Source organism: Vibrio aestuarianus, from assembly GCF_028858425.1.
Taxonomy (GTDB): domain Bacteria; phylum Pseudomonadota; class Gammaproteobacteria; order Enterobacterales; family Vibrionaceae; genus Vibrio; species Vibrio aestuarianus.
Map to the genome: position 1 here is coordinate 2,048,445 of NZ_JAKNYQ010000001.1, position 12,478 is coordinate 2,060,922.

Here is a 12,478-nt window from a genome sequence, read left to right on the forward strand (position 1 = left end):
CTATTTCGGCTTAATATTACGACCTACGCTGAGCGCAAAGAAGAAAAATAGGTAGGATACTTCTGGCGGATATAACGCTGCTCTTCCACCATATGCTTGAAACCCGGCCCGTTAGTTAATTGAACCACGACTTCATTTTGTTGAAAACGTAAGACCTTTCCAGATATTTTAATCGAACTATCACTGCGCATATGAACCGTTCCAGACATTGACAGCCCCTGATATAAGGCCGTAGCCCGTGGCATTTCAATACGGATACCTTGTTCTGATATTTCGCTGACATGAAAAAGCTCATCATCAATTTTGACGACAGGTCTAGCTCGTTTAGGATACTTTAAACGGTAATACTGCCGTTTTTGTATAAAATCTTTATCGTCCATAATCTAACCCAGTTCTTATTTCAGCTTGCCACTCTATAACCAAACCACTTGAAGTTACAGGTAGGCGGCAAGTAAGTGAATCCCCATGAGCATAGATAAACTATGTGATTGGGGTGAGGGAACGTAGCCAACACCGCTGCAACTTCAAGTAGGAAGGGTATATAACCATGGCGATTTGGCAAACCAACAGTTTATCACTTATTATCGACCTGCAAAGTAAAAACATGAAGCTAAATCCTGTCGTTCAGCGACGTGCACAACACAATAATAGAGATTATTTATCCCTAAAACTGAGAAACGAGAGATAAATCACTCTAAATCCTATATAGTGCGCGGCTAAAATGAAGAAATGTAGGCTGTCTGCTTAAGGAACTCGTAAAATGTCATTTTCATCTCAAGGTTTTGCACCTGAACTTGTTAAAGCTCTTGCTGATTGTGGATATGAAAAACTCACACCAATTCAAGAACAAGCCATTCCAATGGCTCGTAAAGGGCATGATATTTTTGCCACTGCGCAAACTGGTACGGGTAAAACAGCCGCGTTTTCACTCCCTGTTATTCAACACCTATTAGACAGCGGTAAATCCCCATCCCGCTGCACTGCACGTGCACTTATTTTAGCTCCGACTCGTGAGTTAGTGGCACAAATCGCCCAAAACATTAAAGACTACGTGAAATACACGTCGTTAAGCGTTGCAGCGGTTTATGGCGGTAATAAGATGTCATCACAAGTTCGTCAACTTGATTTAGGTGTCGATATTTTAGTGGCAACACCAGGACGTTTAGAAGAACACCTTAGTGAAGGCAATGTTTCTCTCTCTCAACTTGAATTTCTTGTGTTTGATGAAGCAGACCGTATTTTGGATATGGGTTTCATTACTCCTGTTCGTAAAATTATGTTGGAAGTTGAAACATCGCCTCAAATTATGATGTTTTCCGCTACCACCTCAACACAGTTAAACCAGCTTGCTGGCGATATTTTACGCAAACCGAAACGCATTAGTGTTGATCGTGCAAACACAACTGCGAGCACTGTGGCCCACGTCGTTTATCCGGTTGATCAAGAACGTAAAACCGAGCTTCTTTCTGAACTAATTGGCCGTAAAAACTGGCGACAAGTGCTGGTGTTTGTGAACTACAAAGAAACAGCTAATGAAGTGGTTAAAGAGCTGAAACTCGATGGCATTAAAGCCGTACTATGCCATGGTGATAAAGCACAAAGTGCTCGTCGCCGCGCATTAGATGAATTCAAAGAAGGTAAAGCACGGGTGATGGTTGCCACCGATGTAGCTGCACGTGGTTTAGATATCGAAGACCTTCCACATGTTATTAACTATGATATGCCTTTCCTTGCTGAAGATTATGTGCACCGCATTGGACGTACCGGCCGTGCAGGAAAACAAGGACATGCCGTTTCTTTTGTTAGCCGTGAAGAAGAATTAACTGTTGTTCAAGTAGAAAGCTTGATTCAGCAGCGTATTCGCCGAGTAGAGCAGCCAGGTTACGAACCGAAAAAGCGTGATGCGTATATTGAAAAACTCAATACTAAAGATGCATTTAAAAATCGCCAAGGTCGCCGCAATAATCCTAACGAAGACAAACCCGACCAAGCCTCTGCCGAGCGTCGTTTATCAATGATGAACCGCTTAAAAAGTCGTCGTAAGTAAATAAATTGCGTTCGAACAATCATACGAGAGCTGCGCATTGCGCAGCTTTTTTGTTGTATCGGTATTCAATATTAACTCACCGCACACCGTCAAACGCTATGTCCCATAGTGATAACTATTTTTAATGGTGTATGCTAACGCTTTAGTTTTCCAAACGGATTTTTTGATGAACAGTACGTTACTCTTAGCATTTATTCCTACGTTCTTTTTTGTTTCCATCACACCCGGCATGTGCATGACCTTAGCCCTCACTTTGGGGATGAGTATTGGCTACCGACGAACATTATGGATGATGATTGGAGAACTGGTTGGTGTTGCCGTGGTTTCGGTCGCAGCAGTACTAGGAATCGCTTCTATCATGCTAAGCTTTCCATGGCTGTTCACGTTATTCAAAACGGTTGGCGCACTCTACCTCGGTTATCTCGGCGTTCAAATGTGGCGTTCAAAGGGAAAGCTTGCACTCAGCAATGAACAGCAACCCACGAAGGTGGGCAAAGACTGGGATCTCATCGTGCAAGGGTTTGTAACCGCGATTGCAAACCCTAAAGGCTGGGCGTTTATGATATCGCTACTGCCACCTTTTATTGATAGCGATGCCCCACTCACTCCACAGCTACTTTTGCTGGTTTCCATTATTTTACTTTCAGAATTTATCTGCATGACCCTTTACGCGACGGGTGGTCGAAGTTTAAAACGTGTTCTGGGACATTCTGAAAACGTACGCTTACTGAATCGCGTCTCTGGGACATTAATGATTGGCGTTGGGATTTGGTTGTTAGTGAGTTGAACGCTTAAGATAAAAAGCTCTGACAAACATGTCAGAGCTTAAGTATTTCAATCAGTTTAGAAAGTTGTCATTCAATGCCTTGATCAATACTATCTCTCGATTGAGATTGATTTTCTCGACAGACGAAGCTTTCTCAATCAGTTTGATGCGAGTATCTAATGCCTCTTTCGTCATCTCTTTACTATCAAACTTCAATGCTTTGACATTAATCGACGCAATATTACTGTAACGACCATCATCACTACTCGGTACATCAATTTGACCACTGTTAATCAGGTTTTTTACGACTTCTCTCTCTGCGTCATAACCATGCAGGCCCACTAATTTCCAACGTTGCATTAGCTTGCCTTCATATTGGCCTTTTTTCTCTTCGGTTAAATAACGAATGGCTAAGTTTCTTATGGTGCCTTCATCTTCACCATACTCAGCTTCTGTATCAAAAATCACAGGGAACGTTCTACCTTCAAGACTGCCACCTTTCTGAGTTAAATGCCCCATTCGATAGCTGTTCATCCCGAGACGAACTTCACTATCATCTTGAATCCGTTGACCATCCGCAAAACTTAAGTCCTTGATACGCTGGCCTTCTGGCTGACTTAAATCAATGGTATAAGTCACCCCAGCAAAAAAATCATTAGTTGAGTACTTAGAAGCACGTCTTTTAGGATTAAAACTGTAAGTTACGTCGCCGTCCTGCACAGAATTAAAATAGCCAGCAGACCACTCCATATAAGCTTTAAGTTCCTTACCTGTCATCTGATAAACTGTGATTTCACCACCAGCATATTGATAGTTATACGCAATATCTTTAGCTTTGATCGGACCGACATCAAGTTCTGCATTATCGTTGTCTATTTGCAGAGCAATCACATTAGCTTTAGGGGCATAGAAAAAACTGGCCTCTTGAAATAACGCACTAATCCCCGTGTCTTGAATATGCACTTGAGGGATACCACGAATTTCATTCTCTGGCACTAGGTCGATTCCGTTAAGCTGAGCAATTTCACGATTGGCGTTTTGTCGTAAACGGTCATGGTATGGCGCGTAAAGCTGCTCCATTTTAGTGTCTGAATCAACGCCGCTAATGGAATAAGTGAAACTGTCTTTGTTGATAAGGGTATATTTCCCTCCACGCTCTTCAAACTGAAAGTCAATACGAGATAAAGCACGTCCGTATTTATCTGGCTCAGTTATAATCACACCATTGACTACCGCTTTATCAATTTTAGTATGCATATGGCCAGCGACGATAGCATCAATTTCTGGGTTTGCATTGGCAATGTCTGACACACCAGTATCTTGAATGTCATTTTCGTTGTCTAGGCCCATATGTGCGACTAACACAATAGCATCAACGTTATTTTTGATCCGTTGGACAATTTTTTTAACTTCTAACGTTGGGTTGGTAAAAGTCATTCCTTCCAACCGATTTGTTCCTTCCGCAAAGACTTGCGTCATTGGCGTATCCATCCCGATAACACCTATTTTGATATTATCTTTTTCAATGACGGTATACGCAGGAAGAAACGGATTTCCATCGGGTCTTTGAATGTTTCCAGCCAACGCCTTTCCTTCAAACTGTGTAAGTGAACGGTTAAGCACAGCTAAGCCAAAGTCAAATTCGTGGTTTCCCAAAACCCACACATCGTATTGCATTTCATTGAACCCTAACATCATCGGGTCAACCGCTTCATGTTTAAATGTTTCAACGAAGTTACCCTGAATCGTATCGCCAGCATCCACTAAAATAACATGCGTATCCTGTTCTCTTATCTGTTTTACTTTGGTGGCAATTTGGCTCAAGCTGCCACGCATGTTCGACTTATCAGCAGCATAATCCCAAGGCATAAAATGCCCATGGATATCTGACGTACCAAGAACAGTAACATTATGAATGTCGCCATCGGCAGCAAAAGAAGGAATGGCTAAAGAGGCCAGTATTGCACTAGTAACAATTTTAAGTTTCATAGACTACTCATATACTTATGAAAAAACTACTTATGAAAAAAGACACATTAAAACGCCATGAATAATAGCAGGTTGATACATTTATTTTTGTGATTAATTATCAACTTCCAGCGCAACACCATGATTGGTTTCCAATTTTATGTGACCAAGGCCACCATAAAGATAAATGAATCACCTAAAAAATTTATTTTAAGCTAAATCATAACCTTACTTTTTTAGTGAGAATTTTGTGCAAAATTTAATCAAAGGTTGAGTTGACGGCCTGTGCGAACAGATCTATTTTTTCTATTGGTTATTACAACACTGGAGGTTATAGAAATGAAACGTGCGAGCTCAACCTATCGGCTACAGTTAATCAAAGAAGTCGCAACGCGGCATCAACGACAACTTTCTAACGATCCTATGGCGAACTACATTCAACAGTTGCTCGATAGTAAACCTGAGCTAGAACACCCCGACATTAATAGACGCTTCAATGGTAATCATTTTGATGAACGAGTTGGTGGTTGGGTGAGCGATCATTGGGGATTAAAGTAACCCCTTAGAATAGATCCTGCTGTGGGCTAATGGCCTGCCCTGCACTTTTTGCTTCTTGCGTTTTGTGTTGCATTTTCCGCTTATAACGTTGTCGGCAAAGCTTTATCACATGTAACTGCTGAGCAGGCGTCATCGAAAGCCAGTTAAAACGCTCTTCTCTTTTTCTCATGCATCCGTGGCAGTAGCCTTTATTGTCTACAGTGCAAACACCGATACAGGGGCTTGGTACATTAAAAAATTCAAGTTGCTCCATATTTAGCTCAGCAGTCTGATGTATTTCTAATAGTGTTATATACTTATTTCTATGTCATTTAGCGGTTACAAGACACAACGAATATAAAACAATAACCTTATACTGACAAAAACGCCGTTCGATTTAATATACTTACCACGTTTTCAACATTCTGGAGTCGTATAATATGAAGCTTAGTTCAAAAAAGTTACTTGCTGCAATTTCTCTACCTGTACTCATGACTGCCTGTGCAAGTAATGGTGATAACGTGAAACAAATCACGGCTCAAGATCTGCAGCACCACAACTGGCAACTTGTCCAAATTGATGGCAAAGAAGTTACCAATGCCGATAAACAAAAGGCACCACGTCTTGAAATCGGTGAAAAAATGATGGCAAGTGGTAATGCGGGGTGTAATAACTTCTTTGGCCAAGCTGAGTTGAAAGACAACCAGTTCCGCATCGAAAAAATGGGCATGACTATGATGATGTGTGTTGGCGATGTGATGGACACAGAGCAGGCATTCTCTCAAACGCTTTCTGATTGGAGCGACATCACTGTCACCAAAGACGGGCTAACATTGAAGAATGATGTACACACGCTGACATTTACCCTGCGTGACTGGGTAAACTAGTTTACGCGAATGTACTCCTTTTAAAAATGGCAGCGTTAATCGCTGCCATTTTTCTATCTGTTGCTCTCTATTTCAATGATGCTCGAGAGCATCCTGATTACGAGAAAACTAGCGCTTTTAAACTTGCTTGTGGATCGATATCTTCAAACTCAGGTGGGTTTTCTAAACGCTGTTGAAAAGTAAGCGAAGGAGCTTCTACCTTCATACCTTCAATAAGAAAATCACACGTTACCGATGGCGAATTAACGCACGCTAGTACTTCACCTCCTTGAGCAAGTAGATCTGGAAGGCGACGTAAAATCTTTTGATAATCTTTGGTTAATGCAAAACTACCTTTTTGGAATGATGGCGGATCGATCACAATCAAATCATAAGGACCTGATTTTTTAATTTTCCCCCATGACTTGAAAATATCATGTCCAAAAAACTTCACTTGGCTAAGGTTATGGCCATTTAATATGTGGTTTTCTCGACCTTTCGATAGCGAGGCTTTTGCCATATCGACATTTACTACGCTATCAGCACCACCTTGCATTGCCGCAACAGAAAAGCCACAAGTGTAAGCAAATAAATTCAAAACGTTTTTATGCTTTGCATTAGCTTGTACCCATTCACGGCCACAGCGCATATCCAAAAACAAGCCAAAATTTTGGTTACGGCCAATACTTAACTGATATTTCAAGCCATTTTCAATCACAACAGGAAAGGCATCTAATTCTCCCCATAACACCTCAGAAGGAGCACCTTCAGCATAACGGTGTTGCAGTAAAATACAGCGCCCCTGCTTTTGCTGCCATAGCGGGCTGTTTGTCAGGCAAACCAGCCCTTGCTTTAGATCAACTAAAAAAGCATCGTCCACCGCTTTAAATAGATTGACGACCAATTGACCTTGGAGCCAATCGCACGTTAGTTGCTCTAAACCTGGAAACCTACGACCACGACCATGGAATAAGCGCCGAATTTCATCTGGGCCTTGTGCGAGTTGCTGTTCAATGTGTTCAAAAAAAAGGGCAAGTGCTGAGCATTGCATGTTGTGTTCTGTCATTTTTTTACTTTCGGCCAAGCTAAATTCCAAGGAGCTAACCAAGATTCAATACCTTGGCAAACTATCGTTGAGTTCCACTGATGACCCATATCATCTTGATTACGTGGATCACATATAAATTGATACTGATGATTAAGATACGAGAACCTTAAAGCAAAGGCGTGTAAATATCCTCGGTCAGCTACATTACTACCATTATAAATGGGGTCCCCCATAATAGCTGAACCAATCGATTTTAATGCAACCCTTATCTGATGAGTTTTACCAGTCAATGGCTTACATAAAAAGAGACGCTCACCTGGTTCTGCTGTCAGTGAGAAAAATTGTGTGATAGCAGGGTTATTATAAGTATTCATCAGTTTCCAAGCAGAACGTCTTGAACGCTCCATATCACCACTGATTAAACCCTGTTTTTTCTTAGGCTTGTTGCTACCCAGTGCTAGATAGTATTTTTCCACTTCTCGGTCAGCAAACGCTTGCGACAAAATACTCGCCGCTTGCTGTGTACGTGCGAGCAATAAAATACCTGACGTCATTTTGTCCAGACGATGAACAAGATAAAGCTGTTGATCACCGGAAACTTTACCAACTTCCTGCAATAGCATAGTCTCGCCATCATCTTTATGAACAGAAACATTTGGGTATTTATTGATGATCAGAAAATCGGAATGTGTATAAAGAATATCGAACATACAGCCTCTCATGATAAGGCTGGGATTATACCTTTAAAAAACAATAATCGGCAGGATAGAGTGAGCTTTATTGATAAAACAAAAGCGGTGAATACACCGCTTTTGTTTAAGTATTAAACTTAAAGAATCGAGTAGAGGAATACCGCCATGATCGCCACAGGGCAAACAATTCGTACATACCAAGGCCAGATCTTCCAAAATAAACCTTGTTCGATCTCTGGATTGCCTTGTTTAAGCTCTTCAAGAACTTTATTACGCTGCCAGATCCAACCCACTACAATTGCCCACACCACACCCAACAATGGCTGCATATAGACTGTTGATACATCGGCAATCAGGCCAAATAGTGCACCAAAATTAAGTGAAATAACGATGCTAAGTATTAGAATGGCACCACCAATCAACCATGTTGCTTTACTACGATCCATTTTCAGTTCGTCTTGAGCACAAGAAACAGGTACTTCTAGTAATGAAATGGAAGAGGTTAATGCAGCGATAACCATCAGGATAAAGAAGCCAACGCCAATAATCATCCCGCCTGAGCCCATAGTGTCAAACATTGCCGGCAATACCGCAAAGACAAGGTCACCAGAGCTCAATAGATTGCCTGCACTATCAAAGATTTCAACCCCATGATTTTTTGCAACATACATCGCAGGAAGAATCAAAAGACCTGCAGCGAAGGCGACACCTGTATCAATCGCAGCCACTTGAGCTGCTGTCTTCGGTAAATTGACATCTTTTTTGATGTATGAACCGTAAACCATCATCGAACCCACACCGAGTGACAATGAGAAGAAAGCTTGCCCCATTGCATCCACTAAAAGACCCGCGTTGATGTGTGATACATCAGGCACAAGGTACATTTTCAAGCCTTCCATTGAACCATCTTGAGTGAAAATATACGCAATCATCACAGCAAACAGCACAAATAGAACAGGCATCAGACGGGTTGACCATTTCTCAATACCGTCGGCTACGCCTTTTTGCACCACATAAATCGTCAGCAATGAAAAGAGCGAGGCTAGAACAACATTACGAGCACCACTAAAATTCACTAACCAATCAGCGGCTGATTGTAATCCTACCATTTCTAAAATCGGCGCGGCAGCAAAGCCCATCAACCAACCCGCAAGAATAGAATAAAAGCTAAGAATCATTGAAGCCGCAACCATCGCTATCGCACCGAATAGAGCCGCCGCTTTCTTATTTTTTGTCCAAATTGATTTCAAAGAAGCAATAGGGTTTGACTGACCATGACGACCAATCGTTAACTCTGCGACCAACATTGGATAAGCGATCAAAAACACCATGGCCAAATAGATGACTAAAAATGCCGCACCGCCATTACTAGCCGCTTTGGTTGGGAAGCCCCATACATTACCTAAACCAACAGCCGAACCAGCTGCCGCCATGATAAAACCAATTCTCGAAGAGAAATGACCTCTTGAACTACTTGCCATAAGATATTTACCAAAATTGTGTTTGCCAAGCGATGCTAAAATTGAGTGTAAACTTTTAGTTACACTTATAAGAATATTGAGTCGCACCAAGATAATGGCAAGTAAATCAGTTTAAGATTAGAATTGGAAGCCCGAACAGCATAAATTATGGGTTTCACCGTCATTTCGCAGCTTAATCGTTGCTTTTTTGTGCTAAGCTATTATTTTTTAAACTGCTGTTATCAAATTGGCAACATCATTAATCTGTCACTGTTTTCATATTATTTACAGTAATAAACTTTCTTACTTCCTCCTTTCCCTTTACTATCTTTACTTACTCTAGCGACAAGATTGACTGCATGGATAAGGTTTATCACATTCTTACATTAGCTGGCATTGCGATATATTGGTTGCTGGTTGCCGCTGTTACATTACGCGTTGTATTGAAACGTAGAGCCGTAAGCGTTTCGCTTGCATGGCTGATGGTTATTTATATCATTCCTATTGTTGGGGTGATTTTCTATTTTCTGATTGGCGAGCTCAATTTAGGTCGAAAACGAGCCGAACGAGCAAAAGAAATGTTCACGCCTTATGAAGGCTGGTTTAGGCAACTTAACGACTGCCAAGCTCATGCTCCAGAAGGTATGGGCGCTCATATCTACAAGATTGACGAACTTTGTAATCACCGAATGGGAATACCAGCACTAAGTGGCAACACACTTTCGCTTCAAACCTCTCCCAATGAAATCTTGCATTCTATTATCGACGACATAGAAGCTGCAAAAATCAGTATTCAAATGGTTTTTTACATCTGGCATCCAGGTGGATTGGCTGATTCTGTTGCTTCAGCACTTATTCAAGCAGCCAAGCGCGGTGTACAGGTTAAACTGTTACTTGATTCAGCAGGCAGTCCGCGATTTTTCAGAAGCCATTGGCACCAAATGATGAAAGATGCTGGCATTGAAGTCGTTCAAGCACTAGAAGTCAGCCCTTTACGGATTTTTTTACGCCGCCTCGATTTAAGGCAGCATCGAAAAATCATTATCATTGATGATAAAGTCGCTTACACTGGGTCGATGAACCTCGTTGACCCAGCTTACTTCAAGCAAAATTCTGGCGTTGGTCAGTGGGTGGATATCATGGTCCGCGTAACTGGCCCTGCTGTTAATGTGCTGTCTGCCATCCATTGCTGGGACTGGGAAGTGGAAACGGGGACTCGCATGTTACCCAACACTCCGGAATGCCAAATAACCCCAGATCAACCACAGCACCCTGTTCAGGTTGTTCCATCAGGTCCAGGTATGCCTGAAAACTTGATATTACAAGTGCTGACACTGGCCATTAACCAAGCCAATAAGTCAGTAAGAATAACCACCCCTTACTTTGTGCCAAGTGCGGATTTACTGGCCACACTAAAAATGACGGCGCAACGTGGTATTAATGTTGAACTGATCATTCCCCATAAAAATGACTCTACGATGGTACAGTGGGCTTCACGTGCCTTTTATGGAGAATTGCTTGAAGCTGGTGTGAAAATCTATGAATTTTACGGTGGCTTATTACATACAAAATCGGTAGTGATCGATGAGCAGTTCTGTTTAGTCGGCACCGTCAATATTGATATGCGCAGCTTATGGCTAAACTTTGAGGTCACTCTCGCCGTTGATGATCAATCATTTACTAAAGAAATGCATTGGTTACAGCAACATTACATTGAGCAATCTCATGCTGTTGACTACAGCGAATGGGAACAACGCCCGCTTCATCATCGTTTTTTTGAACGTTTGTTCTATTTATTCAATCCTCTACTATAAGTTTTTATCATTTCGGGGTTGCCAACCAAGGCAGCTCCATGTTTTAAATAGACGATTATCTTTCCAGACAAGGATTTCTGATGTCAGAAGGCAAAAAGACTCAACTCGTGACAGCGGGGCGTGACAAAAAGTGGACAAATGGGGTAGTCAATCCGCCAATTCAACGTGCATCGACAGTGGTTTTTGATAGCGTTGCTGAAAAAAACCATGCGACGATAAACCGTGCAAATAAAACCTTATTCTATGGGCGTCGTGGCACACATACTCACTTTGCTTTTCAAGAGGCGATGGTCGAAATTGAAGGCGGCGCAGGCTGTGCACTTTTCCCGTGTGGAGCTGCGGCAATCGCCAATGCCATTCTTTCCTTTGTTGCAACTGGCGACCATATATTGATGGTCGATACCTGTTATGAACCGACCCGTGATTTTTGCGAAAAAATCATGAAGAAAATGGGTATAGAAACCACCTACTACCCTCCAACGATTGGCGAAGGTATTCGCGAGTTAATTCAACCGAATACTAAGGTACTCTTTACTGAATCGCCAGGTTCAATCACCATGGAAGTGCAAGATATCCCAACCCTTTCACGCATTGCTCATGAACAAGATATTGTCGTGATGCTAGATAATACTTGGGCGGCAGGCGTTAACTTCTCACCTTTTGAACATGGGGTTGATATCTCGATCCAAGCGGCAACCAAATACATAGTTGGTCACTCAGATGTGATGCTAGGCACCGCCATCGCCAATGAAAAACATTGGGATCAACTACGAGAACAGAGCTACTTAATGGGACAATGTATCTCACCTGATGATGCTTACTTAGGTTTACGTGGTTTAAGAACCCTTGATGTTCGCTTACGCCAACATGAAAAAAACAGCTTGGAAGTCGCGAAATGGCTTGCTGAACGCCCAGAAGTCGACCATGTTCGCCACCCAGCGCTGGAGTCCTGTCCTGGTCATGAGTTTTATAAACGTGATTTCACTGGCGGAAATGGCCTGTTCTCCTTTGTGTTGAAAACGAGCAATCCGCGAGCAACCACAGCCTTACTCGATGGCATGAAGCATTTCAGTATGGGTTATTCGTGGGGAGGCTTTGAAAGCTTAATTCTTGCTAATGAACCAAAGAGTTTTGACTCGTTGAGAACCGTAGCCAATCCGCATTTCTCAGGAACCTTGATTCGCTTACATATCGGTTTGGAAGATGTTGAAGACCTCATTGCTGATTTAGACGCGGGGCTAGAGCGCTATACTCAACAACTCAATCAGTAATCATTGAAC

12 protein-coding genes are annotated in these 12,478 nt (G+C 42.0%); 6 read left to right on the forward strand and 6 right to left on the reverse strand.

The window, feature by feature from the left end; all coding sequences use genetic code 11:
* Window positions 1-23: 23 nt before the first annotated feature.
* Window positions 24-380: a PilZ domain-containing protein gene (locus tag MCT08_RS09450; RefSeq protein ID WP_053309925.1), complete on the reverse strand. Its 357-nt coding sequence runs from the start codon at window positions 378-380 to the stop codon at window positions 24-26.
* 380 nt (window positions 381-760) lie between these two features.
* Between MCT08_RS09450 and MCT08_RS09455 the strand changes: the two genes are divergently transcribed.
* Together MCT08_RS09455 and MCT08_RS09460 are read left to right on the forward strand one after the other, a co-directional pair.
* Window positions 761-2,047: a DEAD/DEAH box helicase gene (locus MCT08_RS09455; RefSeq protein ID WP_053309926.1), complete on the forward strand. Its 1,287-nt coding sequence runs from the start codon at window positions 761-763 to the stop codon at window positions 2,045-2,047.
* 166 nt (window positions 2,048-2,213) lie between these two features.
* The gene (locus MCT08_RS09460; RefSeq protein WP_168522370.1) at window positions 2,214-2,834 is read left to right on the forward strand and encodes a LysE family translocator; all 621 of its coding nucleotides are present in this window, start codon (window positions 2,214-2,216) and stop codon (window positions 2,832-2,834) included.
* A 51-nt stretch (window positions 2,835-2,885) separates the two neighbouring features.
* Here the strand turns inward: MCT08_RS09460 and MCT08_RS09465 are convergent, their stop codons facing one another.
* Window positions 2,886-4,802: a bifunctional metallophosphatase/5'-nucleotidase gene (locus MCT08_RS09465; protein ID WP_274678308.1), complete on the reverse strand. Its 1,917-nt coding sequence runs from the start codon at window positions 4,800-4,802 to the stop codon at window positions 2,886-2,888.
* 318 nt (window positions 4,803-5,120) lie between these two features.
* On the opposite strand from MCT08_RS09465, the gene MCT08_RS09470 reads away from it, so the two are divergent.
* The gene (locus MCT08_RS09470; RefSeq protein WP_053309929.1) at window positions 5,121-5,339 is read left to right on the forward strand and encodes a hypothetical protein; all 219 of its coding nucleotides are present in this window, start codon (window positions 5,121-5,123) and stop codon (window positions 5,337-5,339) included.
* A gap of 4 nt (window positions 5,340-5,343) precedes the next feature.
* On the opposite strand, the gene MCT08_RS09475 is transcribed toward MCT08_RS09470, so the two are convergent.
* Window positions 5,344-5,592 carry a DUF1289 domain-containing protein gene (locus MCT08_RS09475; RefSeq protein WP_053309930.1) on the reverse strand — a complete coding sequence of 83 codons (249 nt, stop codon included), beginning with the start codon at window positions 5,590-5,592 and terminating at the stop codon, window positions 5,344-5,346.
* Window positions 5,593-5,758: 166 nt separating this feature from the next.
* Here MCT08_RS09475 and MCT08_RS09480 point away from each other — a divergent pair, with 166 nt between their 5' ends.
* A complete protein-coding gene (locus MCT08_RS09480; RefSeq protein WP_053309931.1) occupies window positions 5,759-6,205 on the forward strand; it encodes an META domain-containing protein in 447 nt (148 codons plus the stop codon).
* 97 nt (window positions 6,206-6,302) lie between these two features.
* Here the strand turns inward: MCT08_RS09480 and MCT08_RS09485 are convergent, their stop codons facing one another.
* From MCT08_RS09485 to MCT08_RS09495, 3 genes are all read right to left on the reverse strand, one after another.
* Window positions 6,303-7,235, reverse strand: a complete 933-nt coding sequence (locus tag MCT08_RS09485; protein ID WP_053310439.1) for a class I SAM-dependent methyltransferase — start codon at window positions 7,233-7,235, stop codon at window positions 6,303-6,305.
* An 11-nt stretch (window positions 7,236-7,246) separates the two neighbouring features.
* Window positions 7,247-7,942, reverse strand: coding sequence for a TIGR01621 family pseudouridine synthase (locus MCT08_RS09490; RefSeq protein WP_274676519.1), 696 nt, complete (start codon window positions 7,940-7,942; stop codon window positions 7,247-7,249).
* Between the two features lie 119 nt (window positions 7,943-8,061).
* Window positions 8,062-9,405: a sodium-dependent transporter gene (locus tag MCT08_RS09495; RefSeq protein ID WP_171981337.1), complete on the reverse strand. Its 1,344-nt coding sequence runs from the start codon at window positions 9,403-9,405 to the stop codon at window positions 8,062-8,064.
* A 338-nt stretch (window positions 9,406-9,743) separates the two neighbouring features.
* Here MCT08_RS09495 and cls point away from each other — a divergent pair, with 338 nt between their 5' ends.
* The gene (cls, locus tag MCT08_RS09500; protein WP_053309934.1) at window positions 9,744-11,198 is read left to right on the forward strand and encodes a cardiolipin synthase; all 1,455 of its coding nucleotides are present in this window, start codon (window positions 9,744-9,746) and stop codon (window positions 11,196-11,198) included.
* Between the two features lie 80 nt (window positions 11,199-11,278).
* Window positions 11,279-12,469 carry a cystathionine beta-lyase gene (locus MCT08_RS09505; protein WP_274678309.1) on the forward strand — a complete coding sequence of 397 codons (1,191 nt, stop codon included), beginning with the start codon at window positions 11,279-11,281 and terminating at the stop codon, window positions 12,467-12,469.
* The last annotated feature ends 9 nt before the right edge of the window (window positions 12,470-12,478 follow it).

Bases quoted from the DNA above. Each gene is read 5' to 3' on its own strand.
- MCT08_RS09475 (WP_053309930.1), bottom strand. From the start codon at position 5,592: ATGGAGCAACTTGAATTTTTTAATGTACCAAGCCCCTGTATCGGTGTT.
- cls (WP_053309934.1), top strand. From the start codon at position 9,744: ATGGATAAGGTTTATCACATTCTTACATTAGCTGGCATTGCGATATAT.
- MCT08_RS09495 (WP_171981337.1), bottom strand. From the start codon at position 9,405: ATGGCAAGTAGTTCAAGAGGTCATTTCTCTTCGAGAATTGGTTTTATC.
- MCT08_RS09505 (WP_274678309.1), top strand. From the start codon at position 11,279: ATGTCAGAAGGCAAAAAGACTCAACTCGTGACAGCGGGGCGTGACAAA.
- MCT08_RS09465 (WP_274678308.1), bottom strand. From the start codon at position 4,802: ATGAAACTTAAAATTGTTACTAGTGCAATACTGGCCTCTTTAGCCATT.
- MCT08_RS09455 (WP_053309926.1), top strand. From the start codon at position 761: ATGTCATTTTCATCTCAAGGTTTTGCACCTGAACTTGTTAAAGCTCTT.
- MCT08_RS09490 (WP_274676519.1), bottom strand. From the start codon at position 7,942: ATGTTCGATATTCTTTATACACATTCCGATTTTCTGATCATCAATAAA.
- MCT08_RS09450 (WP_053309925.1), bottom strand. From the start codon at position 380: ATGGACGATAAAGATTTTATACAAAAACGGCAGTATTACCGTTTAAAG.
- MCT08_RS09460 (WP_168522370.1), top strand. From the start codon at position 2,214: ATGAACAGTACGTTACTCTTAGCATTTATTCCTACGTTCTTTTTTGTT.
- MCT08_RS09470 (WP_053309929.1), top strand. From the start codon at position 5,121: ATGAAACGTGCGAGCTCAACCTATCGGCTACAGTTAATCAAAGAAGTC.
- MCT08_RS09480 (WP_053309931.1), top strand. From the start codon at position 5,759: ATGAAGCTTAGTTCAAAAAAGTTACTTGCTGCAATTTCTCTACCTGTA.
- MCT08_RS09485 (WP_053310439.1), bottom strand. From the start codon at position 7,235: ATGCAATGCTCAGCACTTGCCCTTTTTTTTGAACACATTGAACAGCAA.